Source organism: Pseudomonas sp. B21-031 (assembly GCF_024748985.1).
GTDB classification, from domain to species: Bacteria; Pseudomonadota; Gammaproteobacteria; order Pseudomonadales; family Pseudomonadaceae; genus Aquipseudomonas; species Aquipseudomonas kermanshahensis.
Window position 1 is genome coordinate 5877362 of record NZ_CP087181.1, and the last position, 15034, is coordinate 5892395.

At 62.3% G+C, this 15034-nt stretch carries 15 protein-coding genes; 11 read left to right on the top strand and 4 right to left on the bottom strand.

From position 1 onward, the window contains the following. Positions 1 to 64 precede the first annotated feature (64 nt). The 5 genes from LOY53_RS26200 (at position 65) to LOY53_RS26220 (ending at position 4733) form a co-directional block, all read left to right on the top strand. A complete protein-coding gene (locus LOY53_RS26200; protein ID WP_027592151.1) occupies positions 65 to 937 on the top strand; it encodes a LysR family transcriptional regulator in 873 nt (290 codons plus the stop codon). 179 nt (positions 938 to 1116) lie between these two features. Further along, on the top strand, positions 1117 to 1380 hold the full coding sequence (gene rpoZ / locus LOY53_RS26205) for a DNA-directed RNA polymerase subunit omega (RefSeq protein WP_012312123.1): 264 nt from the start codon (positions 1117 to 1119) through the stop codon (positions 1378 to 1380). A gap of 59 nt (positions 1381 to 1439) precedes the next feature. Continuing rightward, positions 1440 to 3548: a bifunctional GTP diphosphokinase/guanosine-3',5'-bis pyrophosphate 3'-pyrophosphohydrolase gene (gene spoT / locus LOY53_RS26210; protein ID WP_027592150.1), complete on the top strand. Its 2109-nt coding sequence runs from the start codon at positions 1440 to 1442 to the stop codon at positions 3546 to 3548. 23 nt (positions 3549 to 3571) lie between these two features. Further along, positions 3572 to 3952, top strand: a complete 381-nt coding sequence (locus LOY53_RS26215) for a RidA family protein (RefSeq protein ID WP_258703442.1) — start codon at positions 3572 to 3574, stop codon at positions 3950 to 3952. A gap of 55 nt (positions 3953 to 4007) precedes the next feature. Next, the gene (locus LOY53_RS26220) at positions 4008 to 4733 is read left to right on the top strand and encodes a hypothetical protein (protein WP_252826247.1); all 726 of its coding nucleotides are present in this window, start codon (positions 4008 to 4010) and stop codon (positions 4731 to 4733) included. Between the two features lie 91 nt (positions 4734 to 4824). Here LOY53_RS26220 and LOY53_RS26225 read toward each other — a convergent pair. Together LOY53_RS26225 and LOY53_RS26230 are read right to left on the bottom strand one after the other, a co-directional pair. Continuing rightward, positions 4825 to 6182 (bottom strand): IS3 family transposase gene (locus LOY53_RS26225; protein ID WP_408981312.1). Its coding sequence is split into 2 segments (ribosomal slippage): positions 4825 to 5706 and positions 5709 to 6182, totalling 1356 coding nucleotides; the frame shifts between segments, so codons are not numbered across the junction. 119 nt (positions 6183 to 6301) lie between these two features. Beyond that, positions 6302 to 7159 carry an SDR family oxidoreductase gene (locus LOY53_RS26230; RefSeq protein ID WP_252826248.1) on the bottom strand — a complete coding sequence of 286 codons (858 nt, stop codon included), beginning with the start codon at positions 7157 to 7159 and terminating at the stop codon, positions 6302 to 6304. 192 nt (positions 7160 to 7351) lie between these two features. Between LOY53_RS26230 and exbB the strand changes: the two genes are divergently transcribed. The 6 genes from exbB (at position 7352) to LOY53_RS26260 (ending at position 14068) form a co-directional block, all read left to right on the top strand. Then, on the top strand, positions 7352 to 8323 hold the full coding sequence (gene exbB, locus LOY53_RS26235) for a tonB-system energizer ExbB (protein ID WP_027592146.1): 972 nt from the start codon (positions 7352 to 7354) through the stop codon (positions 8321 to 8323). Between the two features lie 3 nt (positions 8324 to 8326). Continuing rightward, positions 8327 to 8755: a TonB system transport protein ExbD gene (gene exbD, locus LOY53_RS26240; RefSeq protein WP_027592145.1), complete on the top strand. Its 429-nt coding sequence runs from the start codon at positions 8327 to 8329 to the stop codon at positions 8753 to 8755. Further along, positions 8752 to 9483 (top strand): energy transducer TonB, encoded by a 732-nt coding sequence (locus LOY53_RS26245; protein WP_027592144.1) that lies wholly within the window; start codon positions 8752 to 8754, stop codon positions 9481 to 9483. The genes exbD and LOY53_RS26245 overlap by 4 nt, the downstream gene beginning before the upstream one ends. A gap of 94 nt (positions 9484 to 9577) precedes the next feature. After that, complete coding sequence (locus LOY53_RS26250; RefSeq protein WP_252826249.1) at positions 9578 to 10504, top strand: hydrogen peroxide-inducible genes activator; 927 nt, start codon at positions 9578 to 9580, stop codon at positions 10502 to 10504. 3 nt (positions 10505 to 10507) lie between these two features. Further along, positions 10508 to 12586: an ATP-dependent DNA helicase RecG gene (recG, locus tag LOY53_RS26255; protein WP_027592142.1), complete on the top strand. Its 2079-nt coding sequence runs from the start codon at positions 10508 to 10510 to the stop codon at positions 12584 to 12586. A 78-nt stretch (positions 12587 to 12664) separates the two neighbouring features. Further along, entirely contained in the window at positions 12665 to 14068 is a 1404-nt protein-coding gene (locus LOY53_RS26260; RefSeq protein WP_252826250.1) for an aminoacyl-tRNA deacylase and HDOD domain-containing protein, read from the top strand. Between the two features lie 131 nt (positions 14069 to 14199). Here LOY53_RS26260 and LOY53_RS26265 read toward each other — a convergent pair whose 3' ends face one another. Both LOY53_RS26265 and LOY53_RS26270 read right to left on the bottom strand, forming a co-directional pair. Further along, positions 14200 to 14574, bottom strand: coding sequence for a helicase (locus LOY53_RS26265; RefSeq protein WP_027592140.1), 375 nt, complete (start codon positions 14572 to 14574; stop codon positions 14200 to 14202). A 147-nt stretch (positions 14575 to 14721) separates the two neighbouring features. Then, positions 14722 to 15021 carry an HU family DNA-binding protein gene (locus tag LOY53_RS26270; protein WP_027592139.1) on the bottom strand — a complete coding sequence of 100 codons (300 nt, stop codon included), beginning with the start codon at positions 15019 to 15021 and terminating at the stop codon, positions 14722 to 14724. Positions 15022 to 15034: the final 13 nt, after the last annotated feature.

Here is a 15034-nt window from a genome sequence, read left to right on the forward strand (position 1 = left end):
GTTCCACTATAAAATGGCCTCAACGCAACAGACATTGGCATTTCGGCAAGCAGAGCGTGCATCAATGCAATATCAGATTACCCACGCCGACCTCTCCCTGGTCCTGGCCCTGGAACGTGGCCGCTCGTTGGCCAAGGCTGCCGAACTGCTCAAGGTGGACGTCTCGACGGTGTTCCGCTCGATCCGTCGCCTCGAGTCGGCACTGGGCACCGCGCTGTTCGTCAAAAGCCGTAAAGGCTACCTGCCCACCGACACCGCCCAGGCTCTGGCCGAGCAGGCCGAGCGCGCCGAACAGGCCCTGGAGGCCGCGCGCATCGCCATGACCAGCGGCGAACAGGTGGTCAGCGGCACGGTACGGCTGACCTGCACCGAGGCGGTAATGCACAGCCTGCTGCTGCCGGCATTGGCCGACTTCATGCCCAATTACCCGGCATTGTCGCTGGAAATGGGCACCTCCAACACCTTCGCCAACCTCAGCCGGCGCGATGCCGACATCGCCCTGCGCCTGACCAATACGCCGCCCGAACACCTGGTAGGCCGTTGCCTGGGCTCGACCTCCTACGTGATCTGCGGCCAGCCGCAGTGGCGCGAACGGCTGACCGAGTCGGCCAGCAGCGTGCCGTGGATTGCCCCGGACGACTCGATGCAGGACCACCCGACCGTGGTCTGGCGCAACCAGCAATACCCTGGGTTGAGCCCACGCTACCAATGCAGCGGCATGTCGACCATTGCGCAACTGGTCAGCACCGGGCTGGGCGTGGCGGCGCTGCCCGACTACATGGTGCATGCCTTGCCTGGCGTCGATGCGCTGAGCGGCCCACTGCCCGGTTGCGACACCCAACTGTGGCTGCTGACCCGGCCCGATTGCCGGGCGCTGCGCTCGGTGCAGACATTATTCGAGGAATTGACCCCGCGGTTGCGCGACGCGATGTTGTGAGATACAAGAGGAGGGTGTCTGTTGCGGCCCTTTCGCGGCTAAACCCGCCCCCACAGGGGCTGGCCTGATCCGCGCGTGGCAAAACAGCGCTTCCCTATTGGCTGGTGAATTTTTATACTATCGAGTCCGCCTGCCCATATTGGGCTGCACGCCCACCGCAATTGCTACTGAGGAAGACCATGGCCCGCGTAACTGTTGAAGACTGCCTGGAACACGTGGATAACCGCTTTGAGCTGGTCATGCTCTCGACCAAGCGCGCCCGTCAGCTGGCGACCGGCGGCAAAGAGCCACGCGTCGCGTGGGAAAACGACAAGCCGACCGTTGTTGCCCTGCGTGAAATCGCCGAAGGCATCGTCACCAACGAGTTCATCGCTGCTGAAGAGATCGTCACCGAGGATCCGGTCTTCGCCGCGTTCGAGGACGAGTCCAACGAGGCTGTCTGATTGATGCCAGGTCGACGTCGCGCGGCACAAGGCCCTCTTCCTCTGCAAGAGGTGAACCCATGCCGGGTATAGAAGCCTTAGCCGAACGGCTGTCGACCTACCTGGGCCCCGAACAGGTCAACCTGGTTCGGCGCGCCTATTTCTATGCCGAGCAGGCCCACGATGGGCAGCGCCGCCGCAGCGGCGAGCCCTACGTGACCCACCCGCTGGCCGTGGCCAGCATCCTCGCCGACATGCACATGGACCATCAGAGCCTGATGGCGGCCATGCTGCACGATGTGATCGAAGACACCGGCATCGCCAAGGAAGCCCTCTGCCAGCAATTTGGCGAGACGGTTGCCGAACTGGTCGATGGGGTCAGCAAGCTGACCCAGATGAACTTCGAGACCAAGGCCGAGGCGCAGGCCGAGAACTTCCAGAAAATGGCCATGGCCATGGCCCGCGATATCCGCGTGATCCTGGTCAAGCTGGCCGACCGCCTGCACAACATGCGCACGCTGGAAGTGCTGTCCGGTGAAAAACGCCGGCGCATTGCCAAGGAAACCCTCGAAATCTACGCCCCCATCGCCAATCGGCTGGGCATGCACACCGTGCGCGTCGAATTCGAAGACCTTGGCTTCAAGGCCATGCACCCAATGCGTTCGTCGCTGATTCACCGGGCGGTCAAGAGCGCCCGCGGCAACCGCAAAGAGATCGTCGCTAAAATCGAACAATCGCTGGCCAACTGCCTGGCTGCCGACGGCATTCAGGGCGAGGTCAGCGGCCGGCAGAAACACCTCTATGGCATCTACAAGAAGATGCGCGGCAAGCGCCGCGCCTTCAACGAGATCATGGACGTGTATGCCTTCCGCATCATCGTCGACAAGGTCGACACCTGCTACCGCGTGCTCGGCGCCGTGCACAACCTGTACAAGCCGCTGCCCGGTCGCTTCAAGGACTACATCGCGATCCCCAAGGCCAACGGCTACCAGTCGTTGCACACCACGCTGTTCGGCATGCACGGCGTGCCCATCGAAATCCAGATCCGCACCCGCGAGATGGAAGAGATGGCCAACAACGGCATCGCCGCCCACTGGCTGTACAAGTCCAACGACGACGAGCAGCCAAAAGGCAGCCACGCGCGGGCCCGCCAGTGGGTCAAGGGCATCCTCGAACTGCAGCAGCGCGCGGGCAACTCGCTGGAATTCATCGAGAGCGTGAAGATCGACCTGTTCCCGGACGAGGTCTATGTCTTTACGCCCAAGGGCCGGATCATGGAGCTGCCGAAAGGCTCCACGGCCGTCGACTTCGCCTATGCGGTGCACACCGACGTGGGCAATAGTTGCATCGCCTGCCGCATCAACCGCCGCCTGGCGCCGCTGTCGGAGCCGCTGCAAAGCGGTTCGACGGTAGAGATCGTCAGCGCGCCAGGCGCCCGGCCGAACCCGGCCTGGCTCAACTTCGTGGTCACCGGCAAGGCACGCACGCACATCCGCCACGCCCTCAAGCAACAGCGCCGTTCCGAGTCCATCAGCCTCGGCGAGCGCCTGCTGAACAAGGTGCTGACCGGCTTCGACAGCAGCCTCGAAAAGATCCCGCAGGAGCGCATTCAGGCGATTCTCGCCGAGTACCGCCTGGAGCTTATCGAAGACCTGCTCGAAGACATCGGCCTGGGCAACCGTATGGCCTATGTGGTGGCGCGGCGCCTGTTGTCGGCCGAAGGCGAACAGCTGCCGACGCCGGAAGGCCCGCTGGCCATTCGCGGCACCGAAGGCCTGGTGCTCAGCTACGCCAAATGCTGCACGCCGATCCCCGGTGACCCGATCGTCGGCCACCTGTCGGCGGGCAAAGGCATGGTCGTGCACCTGGAGAACTGCCGTAACATCAGTGAAATTCGCCACAACCCAGAGAAGTGCGTGCAGCTCTCCTGGGCCAAGGACATCGCTGGCGAATTCAATGTCGAGCTGCGTGTCGAGCTGGAACACCAGCGCGGCCTGATCGCGCTACTGGCCAGCAGCGTGAATGCCGCCGACGGCAACATCGAGAAGATCAGCATGGACGAACGCGACGGCCGTATCAGCGTGGTCCAACTGGTGGTCAGCGTGCACGACCGCGTGCACCTGGCACGAGTGATCAAGAAGCTGCGTACCTTGACCGGTGTGGTCCGCATCACCCGCATGCGTACGTAGTCCGCCAACCGCAAGGAGTCATCATGAGCAAGTCCGTCATCAACAGCGACAAGGCCCCTGCCGCCATCGGTACCTACTCCCAGGCAATCAAGGCTGGCAACACCGTGTACATGTCGGGCCAGATCCCACTGGACCCCAAGACCATGGAACTGGTCGAAGGCTTCGAGGCCCAGACCGTGCAGGTCTTCGAGAACCTCAAGGCTGTGGCTGAAGCCGCGGGTGGCTCGTTCAAGGACATCGTCAAGCTGAACATCTTCCTCACCGACCTGAGCCACTTCGCCACGGTCAACGAAGTGATGGGCCGTTACTTCGAACAGCCTTACCCAGCCCGCGCCGCCATTGGCGTTGCCGCGCTGCCAAAAGGCTCCCAGGTCGAGATGGACGCGATCCTGGTCATCGAGTGATGCCCCTGGTGACGGGCGCCCTGCCCGTCACCTTCTCTCCCCAAGGTTACCCACCATGCGTCAAGCACTGCCCCTCGCGCTGGCAGCCCTGCTTCTGAGCGGTTGCGCCAGCCATAAACCCGAAGACTTCAACGGCACCTGGATCAACCAGGACGCCATCAAAGCCGCCGTCAAAAGTGGCAGCCTGCGTCAGGCACTGAACGAACACGGCCCTGTATTCGAGTGGAAACTCGACGTGGCTCACCAGCAGGCCAGCTTCAGCAATGGCTTCGAGGCTGCCGACGGCCAGTTGAGCGCCAACGAGAAGCAATGGCTGGCCAATTTCCAGGACGGCCAGACCGAACAGCTGGCACTGGATGGTGACGAGCTGAAAACCACCGCGCAGTCCGGTACCGAACAAACCTTCGTACGCGTCAAGCAACCCGGCAATGCACCGCTGGGTGGCAGCTTCGAGAAGGCGCTGTATCAGGCCTACCTGGGCGGTGAATGGAAAATCATCGACGGCCAGGGCAAAGGCTCCGCCGTTCGCTTCAGCGACACCGGCAACGTCAGTGGCCTGCCTGGCCCGGACCGTTTTGCCCTGTGCCTGGCCGGCGATTGCGCGACCATGGGCGGCAGCAACGACAGCCTGTGGCTGGAGCGCAAACAGCGCGGCGCGCCGTTTATCATCAAGCGTGATGGCGACACGCTGGAGATTTTCCAGGCCGTTAACCGCGCGAAGCCGGATGAAATGCCGGTATTGGCGGCCGGTGCTCGGCAATGGGTGCTGGAGAAGGACTGAGGCCTGCCAGGATCTCTACCCGTCACGCCGGCCCTTTCGCGGGTAAACCCGCTCCCACAGGTATGGACTGCCCCCAGAAAGTTGGACAGTTTCAGCTAGCAGCCTGAGCCCTGTAATCAACGGGGCTCAGGCCGTTCAGCCTTAGCTTGATGCGGTCATGGTTGTAGTAATGAATGTACTCATCCAGACCCGCCTTCAGTTCTTCGACGCTTTCAAATCGCTTCAGGTGGAAGAACTCTGACTTGAGCGTACCAAAGAAGCTTTCCATGGCCGCGTTGTCCAGGCAATTTCCTTTACGCGACATGCTCTGTTTTACGCCGCGCTGATAGAGCTTGTGACGATACTGAGGCTGTTGATAGTGCCAGCCCTGATCCGAGTGCATCACCAGCTTTGGCGTCTCGCCCAGCTTCTTAAGCGCCTTGTCCAGCATGTTTCCAACCAGGCTATAACAGGGCCGGCTGGCCATTTCGTATGCCACGATCTCGGCGTTGTACAAGTCCATGACGGGTGAGAGGTAGAGCTTTTGCTCGGCGACCTTGAACTCGGTTACATCGGTTACCCATTTCTGGTTGGGCCGTTGAGCCACGAAGTTACGCTCTAAAAGATTCATTGCTACTTTGCCCACTACGCCCCGGTAGGAACGGTATTTCTTGGGCCGCACGACCGATCTCAGGTCTAGCTCAGCCATCAACCGCTCAACGACCTTCTTGTTAACCAGGGTCCCGTTGTTTCTGATCACGAGCGCCACGCGTCGATAGCCATACAGCTTTTTGTGCTCGTGATAGACACGCTGTATCTGCTCTTTGAGCTCAGCATGCTTGTCCGGCTTCTGTTGGCTTTTGAGCTGGTAGTAGAAGGTGCTGCGCGCCAGCCTGACCATCCGCAGAAGGTCAGGTAGAGGAAATCTGCGCTTGAGCTTGCAGACGATCAGGACTTTTTCGTCTGTATTCGCTCCTTCTCCTCGCGCATAGCTTTGAGCTCCTTTAGGACAGCGTTCTCCATGCGCAGGTATTCGAGCTCAGCCAGCAGCTGCTCGCGGGGCTTTTGCGCGTCATCGGTATCAGTGGGCTCGACTGGCTTAATTTTCTTTGGCACGTGAGTAGGCTTTCTTGGTTTGGCGGCAGTAGGCGCTGCGGGGCTACCACTGTAGTACCGTCGTTGCCAAATGCCTATCTGCGAAGACTGTCCGAGATCAAAGTGGGCGGCTGTTTGGCGCAAAGAGAGCCGATGTTCATGCATGTACTTCAACACCCGGTGCTTGAACTCTTCGCTGTAACGCCGGCCGTGAGGACGTTGGCCGATGCTGGAGTCGGCTTGGTGGCTGGCCACCCAGCGCCTCAGCAGGCTGAAATCGATGCCAAAGTGGCGAGCCACTTTTCGGAAGCCGTCGCTGCCATCAAGGTAGGCTGCAATCGCCTTGAGCTTGAACTGCTCGGTGTACTTGCCCATAGATCCCCCAAGGGTTGGATTGGTGTCCAACTTCTTGGGGGCAGTCCAGGTACCCCGCTGACATCAGAATCAGCGCTCACCCTGTGGGAGCGGGTTTACCCGCGAAGAGGCCGGTAGACTCACTCTTTAGCCTGCAGAATCGCCGCATACCCTTCTTTGTAACTTGGGTACTCTGGCACCCAGCCCAAGGCCCGCACACGGGCATTGCTGCAGCGCTTGCTGCCCGTACGCCGCACCCGCTGCTCATCCGACCACTCGGTAACGCCCAGGTACCCACGCAACCAGCCCACCACATCGGCCAGCGGCGCCGGGTCGTCATCGACACCTATATAGCAGTCGTCCAGCGCCACGCCGTCGGCATCGGCCTGCAGCAGGTAAGCCAGCAAACTTGCGGCATCTTCGGCATGAATACGGTTGCCATACAGCGGTGGCTCTTCAGCCACACGGTAGCCCTGACGCACCTGGCTCAGTAGCCATTCACGGCCCGGCCCGTAGATGCCGGTCAAGCGCACCACGCTTGCCGGGATACCACTGGCCAGCGCCAAGCGCTCGGCGTCGAGCATGATCCGGCCAGAATACCCTTCAGGCTCGGTGGCCGCCGTCTCGTCGACCCACTCGCCGTCTTTTTGCGCAAACACGCTGCTGCTGGACACAAACAGCAAGCGACGCGGGTGCTGACCACGTTCGGCAAGCCAGCCCAGCACATGGCGCAACCCGTCGACATAGGCCGACTGATACCCCGCCTCGTCGTGCTGGCTGGCCGCCACGCAATACACCAGGTAGTCCGGCGCTTGCTGTGGCCACGCCAGCGGGATGGTGGGTTCGGCCAGGTCGGCGGCCACCGGCACAACACCTGCGGGCAAGTGCTCGACCGCGCGGCGCAGGCCACTCACCTGCCAGCCACGGGCCAGCAATTGCTGGGCCAGACGGCCGCCCACATCACCACAACCTACGACCATTACTGAAAGGTCTGACATCTCAAAACTCCCTAGACCAGTTGATCAGACCCGCCACGCTACACGATGAGTGGCTAGACCTTAGGTGAAAAAAGCAACAAGATTACTTTTGTTAACAAGAATTACTTGCAATAATGGCGCCCCTATCTGTTCTCGGCCTATCTCGAGGCCTTGGAGAACGTTCACTCTTTTTCTTCATCAGGTCCGGCCAGCATGACACGTACTCAACCCTCCGCTTCGCCAACCCCGTCGCGCGCCTGGCGTGCCATCGCCGCGCTGATGTTCAGCCTGGTACTGGCCCCAGTGGCCATGGCCGATGAGCCAACTGCCAACGCCAGCACCCCGGCTGCCGCTGCCGCCCCGGCTAACACCGCCGCTGCCCCTGCCGCAGACGGCTCGGCACCTGTCGCCAACGCCCCGGCCGATGCGCCAGCCGCCGCAGACCCAAGCGTCGAAGCACTGGTCGAAGATACTACCCTGGGCATGGCGCACGACCTGTCCCCGTGGGGTATGTACAAGAACGCCGACATCGTGGTGAAGATCGTCATGATCGGCCTGGCCATCGCCTCGATCATCACCTGGACCATCTGGATTGCCAAAGGCTTCGAGCTGATGGGCGCCAAGCGTCGTCTGCGCGGCGAGATCGCCCAGCTGAAGAAATCCGCCAGCCTCAAGGAAGCCAGCGACGTCTCGAACAAGGAAGGCACCTTGGCGCACACCTTGGTCCACGATGCGCTTGAAGAGATGCGCCTGTCGACCAACGCACGTGAAAAAGAGGGCATCAAAGAGCGCGTCGCCTTCCGCCTCGAGCGCTTGGTAGCCGCCAGCGGCCGCAACATGAGCAGCGGCACCGGCGTGCTCGCCACCATTGGTTCGACCGCACCCTTCGTCGGCCTGTTCGGCACCGTGTGGGGCATCATGAACAGCTTCATCGGCATCGCCAAGACCCAAACCACCAACCTGGCAGTGGTTGCCCCAGGCATCGCCGAAGCCCTGCTGGCAACCGCCTTGGGCCTGGTTGCGGCAATCCCGGCGGTGGTCATCTACAACGTCTTCGCCCGCTCCATTGCCGGCTACAAGGCTCAGGTGTCTGACGCTTCTGCCCAGGTGCTGCTGCTGGTCAGCCGTGACCTGGACCACCAAGGCAGCGAGCGCGCCGCCCCGCACATGGTGAAAGTGGGGTAAGCCATGGGCCTGCATCTCAACGAAGGTGGCGACGACCTCGCCGAAAACCACGAAATCAACGTTACGCCGTTTATCGACGTGATGCTGGTACTGCTGATCATCTTCATGGTGGCGGCGCCCCTGGCCACGGTCGACATCAAAGTCGACCTGCCGGCCTCGACCGCCAAGCCAGCGCCGAGGCCCGAAAAACCGGTGTTCGTCAGCGTCAAGGCCGACCAGAAGCTGTATGTCGGCGACGATCAGGTATCTGCGCCCGACCAGCTTGGCCCGATGCTCGATGCCAAGACCAAGGGCGACAAGGAAACCACCATCTTCTTCCAGGCCGACAAGGGCGTGGATTACGGTGACCTGATGGAAGTGATGAACAACATGCGCGCGGCCGGCTATTTGAAAGTCGGTCTGGTAGGTCTCGAGACGGCAGCCAAGAAATGACGAAGACGCGGCACAATCTGGCGCGTTACAGCGGCAGCCTGGCACTTGTGCTGGGTGTCCATGCCGTCGCTGTGCTGCTCACGCTCAATTGGTCGGTGCCTCAGGCCATCGAGCTGCCGCCGGCAGCCATGATGGTCGAGCTGGCACCTTTGCCGGAGCCTGCGCCACCTCCTCCTCCAAAAGCCGTCCCCCAGCCGCCGGCACCGGTCGAAGAACTGCCGTTGCCCAAGCTGGTGGAAGCCCCTAAACCCAAGATCGCCATCGCCAAGCCGCCCAAGCCGAAGGCCAAGCCCCAGCCGCCCAAGCCTGAGAAAAAGCCTGAGCCGCCGAAGGAAGCGCCGCCGACCGAAAGCGTGGTAGACGCACCGCCAAGCAACACGCCGCCGCAGAAGTCCGCGGCACCGGCACCGAGCATTGCGTCCAATAGCAACGCCCTGCCTACCTGGCAGAGTGACCTGCTGCGCCACTTGGCCAAGTACAAGCGTTACCCGGAAGACGCGCGTCGTCGCGGCCTGCAGGGCATCAACCGCCTGCGTTTCGTGGTCGATGCCGAAGGCAAGGTGGTGTCGTACGCCATGGCCGGGGGTTCGGGCAGCGCGGCGCTGGACCGGGCGACCCTGGAAATGATCCGTCGTGCCGGCACGGTACCCAAGCCGCCACCTGAGTTGTTGAACAACGGCACGATCGAAGTCGTGGCGCCGTTCGTCTACTCGCTGGACCGCCGCTGAGACTTTTGTTTCTGTCACAAATCGGCAAGTCTGATAACGTGCGTCTATCGATTGCAGCCGCTATGCTGGGCTCGCAACTTCATGGACGCACGTTATGACCCTCACAGAATTACGCTACATCGTCACACTCGCCCAGGAACAACATTTCGGCCACGCGGCCGAACGTTGCCACGTGAGCCAACCGACCCTGTCGGTCGGTGTGAAGAAGCTCGAGGACGAGCTTGGCGTGCTTATTTTCGAGCGCAGCAAGAGCGCGGTGCGCCTGACCCCGGTCGGCGAAAGCATCGTCGCCCAGGCACAGAAGGTACTGGAACAGGCTCAAGGCATCCGCGAGCTGGCCCAGGCCGGCAAGAACCAGCTGACGGCCCCGCTCAAGGTCGGTGCCATCTATACCGTCGGCCCTTATCTGTTCCCGCACCTGATCCCGCAGCTGCACCGTGTGGCGCCGCAGATGCCGCTGTACATCGAAGAGAACTTCACCCACGTACTGCGCGAAAAGCTGCGCAACGGCGAACTCGACGCAGTGATCATCGCCCTGCCGTTCAACGAAGCCGACGTGCTGACCCTGCCGCTGTACGATGAGCCATTCTGCGCCTTGATGCCTGCCGACCACCCGTGGACGGCGAAAAAGACCATCGACACCGCCATGCTCAACGACAAGAGCCTGCTGCTGCTCGGTGAAGGCCATTGCTTCCGCGACCAGGTCCTGGAAGCCTGCCCGACACTGAACAAAGGCGGCGAAGGCGCCCGGCACACCACGGTGGAATCCAGCTCCCTGGAAACCATTCGGCACATGGTTGCCTCGGGCCTTGGCGTCTCGATCCTGCCGCTGTCGGCGGTGCATAGCCACCATTACGCGCCAGGCATCATCGAAGTGCGCCCGCTGACTGCGCCAGCACCGTTCCGCACCGTGGCCATCGCCTGGCGTGCCAGCTTCCCGCGGCCCAAGGCCATCGAGATCCTCGCTGACTCGATCCGCCTTTGCTCGGTCGCCAAACCCCCTGTGGAACAGCCGGCCTGAGTCATGAGTGAGCTGTCGAAGGTCCCGGTCACGGTGCTCAAAGGGGTGGGCGATGCCATGGCGGAAAAACTCGCCAAGGTTGGCCTGGAGAACCTGCAGGACATACTGTTCCACCTACCCCTGCGCTACCAGGACCGCACCCGTGTGGTGCCCATTGGCGAGCTGCGCCCGGGGCAGGATGCTGTGATCGAAGGTGTAGTAAGCGGTGCGGACGTGACCATGGGCAAGCGCCGCAGCCTCGTGGTGCGCCTGGGTGACGGCAGCGGCGTATTGAGCCTGCGCTTCTATCACTTCAGCAATGCGCAAAAAGAAGGCCTGAAACGCGGCACCCACCTGCGCTGCTATGGCGAAGCTCGCCCCGGCGCCTCTGGCCTGGAGATCTACCACCCGGAGTACCGGGCGCTCAACGGCGACGAGCCACCGCCCCCGGTGGAACAGACCCTGACGCCGATCTACCCGTCCACCGAAGGCCTCACCCAGCAACGCCTGCGCCTGCTCTGCCAGCAGAGCCTGGGCATGCTTGGCCCGCGCAGCCTGCCCGACTGGCTGCCCGATGAGCTGGCCCGGGACTACCAGTTGGCGCCGTTGGACGATGCTATCCGCTACCTGCACAACCCGCCGGCCGATGCCGACCTCGACGAGCTTGCCGAAGGCCAGCATTGGGCTCAACACCGCCTGGCGTTCGAAGAGCTGCTGACCCACCAGCTGTCGCAGCAACGCCTGCGCGAGAGCCTGCGCAGCCTGCGTGCCCCCGTACTGCCCAAAGCCAGCCGGTTGCCGGCGCAGTACCTGGCCAACCTGGGCTTCAAGCCGACCGGCGCCCAGCAACGGGTGGCCAACGAAATTGCCTACGACCTGGCCCAGGCCGAGCCGATGATGCGCCTGGTACAGGGCGATGTCGGGGCCGGTAAAACGGTGGTCGCCGCACTGGCGGCACTGCAAGCGCTGGAGGCCGGTTACCAGGTGGCGTTGATGGCCCCCACCGAGATCCTCGCCGAACAGCACTTCATTACCTTCAAGCGCTGGCTCGAACCGCTGGGCATCGAGGTGGCATGGCTGGCCGGCAAGCTCAAGGGCAAGGCCCGCGCCAGCTCGCTGGAACAGATCGCCAACGGCGCACCGATGGTGGTGGGCACCCATGCGCTGTTCCAGGAAGAGGTCAAGTTCAAGCACCTGGCCCTGGCGATCATCGATGAACAGCACCGGTTCGGCGTGCAGCAACGCCTGGCCCTGCGCAAAAAAGGCGTGGCCGGCGAACTGTGCCCGCACCAGCTGATCATGACTGCCACGCCGATCCCACGGACCTTGGCGATGAGCGCCTACGCCGACCTCGACACCTCGGTCCTCGACGAGCTGCCACCCGGGCGTACGCCGGTGAACACCGTGCTGGTGGCCGACAGCCGCCGCTTCGAGGTGGTAGAGCGGGTGCGTGCCGCCTGTGCCGAGGGGCGTCAGGCCTATTGGGTGTGCACCCTGATCGAAGAATCCGAAGAACTGACCTGCCAGGCGGCCGAGAGCACCTATGAGGAGCTTGGCAGCGCCCTGGGCGAGCTACGCGTCGGCCTTATCCACGGGCGCATGAAGCCTGCGGAAAAGGCCGAGATCATGGCCCAGTTCAAGGCCGGTGAGCTGCAACTGCTGGTGGCGACCACGGTCATCGAGGTGGGGGTGGACGTGCCCAATGCCAGCCTGATGATCATCGAGAACCCCGAACGCCTGGGCCTGGCCCAACTGCACCAGCTGCGTGGCCGGGTTGGCCGGGGCAGCGCGGTGAGCCACTGCGTGTTGCTGTATCACCCGCCACTGTCGCAGATTGGCCGCGAACGCCTGGGGATCATGCGTGAAACCAACGATGGCTTCATCATCGCCGAAAAAGACCTGGAACTGCGCGGCCCCGGCGAGATGCTGGGAACACGCCAGACCGGCCTGCTACAGTTCAAGGTCGCTGACCTGATGCGTGATGCCGACCTGCTGCCGGCCGTACGTGATGCCGCCCAAGCGCTGATCGCGCGCTGGCCGGACCATGTCAGCCCGTTGCTTGACCGCTGGCTGCGGCATGGCCAGCAATACGGCCAAGTGTGACGCCAGTCCCACAATGGATCCAGATTTGCGGCGGGACTGGTTATACTTCGCGTTTAAAAGAATTAGTGGATACGGACCATGACTGAAGTTGCCCTGGACACCGCAACCCCACACGCGCCCTCTGTCATCCGGCTGCTGCTCGATAAGGTTGGCGTCACCTACCGCGAAGTGCTCGAGCATGCGCAATTGCCTGCCGCCTCGCGGGTGCAGGCGGTGCTCCTCGACGACGAAGTCGGCGCCTTGATGGTGTTGTTCCCGCAGAGCCAGCTGCTTGACCTGAATCGCCTGACCGAGCTGACCGGCCGCAAGTTGACCGCCGTATCGGTCCCCCGGCTCAAGCAGATGCTCGACAAGCACCACCTCAAGCGCCTGCCGGGCATTCCGGCGTTGACCAGCTCGCCGTGCCAGTACGAAAAAAGCCTGCTCGACTGCGAGACGGTGCTGATTCAGTCCGGCGAAGCTGGCCTGTTGCTGGAAATCGACCGCGCGGACTTCAAACGCATGCTCGCCAAGGCCAGCGCCAGCAGCTTTGGCCAGGAGGTGAAGGCCATCAGCCCCAACCTCGATCGGCCCGATGATGACTCCCACGAAATCACCCAGGCGGTCCAAGCCTTTACCGCGCGACGTATCCAGAAGCGCCTGGAAGAAACCATCGAAATCCCGCCGTTGGCCGACACAGCGCAGAAGATCATCAAGCTGCGGGTAGACCCTAACGCCAGCATCGATGACATCACCGGCGTGGTCGAAACCGACCCTGCGCTGGCTGCGCAGGTGGTCAGCTGGGCGGCATCGCCCTACTACGCCTCGCCAGGCAAGATCCGTTCAGTAGAAGACGCCATCGTGCGCGTGCTGGGCTTCGACCTGGTCATCAACCTGGCCTTGGGGCTGGCCCTGGGCAAGACCCTGAGCCTGCCCAAGGACCACCCGCAGCAGGCCACACCGTATTGGCAGCAGTCGATCTACACCGCAGCCATCATCGAAGGCCTGACCCGCGCCATGCCGCGGGCAGAGCGCCCGGAAGCCGGCCTGACGTACCTGGCCGGGCTGCTGCACAACTTTGGCTATCTGCTGCTGGCGCACGTGTTCCCGCCGCACTTCTCGCTGATCTGCCGGCACTTGGAGGTCAACCCGCACCTGTGCCACACCTATGTGGAGCAACACCTGCTGGGCATCAACCGCGAGCAGATCGGCGCGTGGCTGATGAAGCTGTGGGACATGCCGGATGAGCTCTCGACGGCGCTGCGCTTCCAGCATGACCCGTCTTATGACGGCGTCTATGCGGCGTTCCCCAACCTGGTGTGCCTGGCGACTCGCCTGCTGCGTTCGCGCGGTATTGGCTCGGGGCCTCAGGAAGATGTCCCCGATGAACTGCTGGAGCGGTTGGGGGTGACTCGGGAGAAGGCCGAGGATGTGGTGAACAAGGTGCTGGAGGCCGAAACCCTGCTGCGGGAACTGGCATCGCAGTTTCACGCCCCGCACTAATAGCTCGGGGCGTAACGCGCAACCCTTGTAGGAGCAGCCTTGCGCTGCGAAGAGGCCGGTGACTGCAGCGAAAATTCACTGTGTTGTCACCGGCCTCTTCGCAGCGCAAGGCTGCTCCTACAGGGCCAGGCTCAGCGCTTTTTCTTCGGCTTGAGGTACTTCATCAAGCCCTGGAACCACATCACCAACGCCGGATTGCCCTTGATCTGGATGTGTTTGTCCTGAATCCCCTGCATAAAGGCCAACTGCTTGTTGCTTGCCTGCAGCGTGGCAAACCCGTAAGCGGCATCTTTGAACGCAATGGCGAACGCCGGCTGCGGGTGCACGCCGCCTTTGCTGCTGATGCGCTCGTCGCTGACGATGAAGTGCCGGGCGATTTTGCCGTCCAGGGTCTGCATCTGGAATACCAGATCTTTGTCCTTGAGCTGCTGCTTGAACGCCGGGTTGTTACGGCTGGCCCTGGCCATCAACAGCCCCATGGCCCAGAGAAGAAAGCGGAACTTCATCAACGCGCCTCGAATAAAAAATGACTGAGTCGCGCAGTTTATCCTCTTCCAGAACTATTTATGCAAGTTCGCAACATATCCCTACAGAAAGCACAACGGGCGCCCTAGGGCGCCCGCTGAACCGACACTGGGGATGTCAGGATTCGATCACTTGCCTTTCTTGGCTGGCTTGGCCGGTACGTTGACGCTGTCACGCAGGTTCTTGCCTGGCTTGAAGGCTACGGTGTTGCTGGCCTTGATCTTCACCGGCTCGCCGGTCTGGGGGTTCTTGCCGGTACGCGCACCACGGTGACGTTTTTCAAAGGTGCCGAAACCGACCAGGGTCACGGTGTCCTTGTCCAGCGCACCGGTAATGCTGTCGAGGATCGCATTCAGCACCACGTTGGCCTTTTCCTTGGTCAGATCGGCCTTTTCGGCGATGACAGCGGCGAGTTCTGGTTTGCGCATAGTGAAGCCTCTT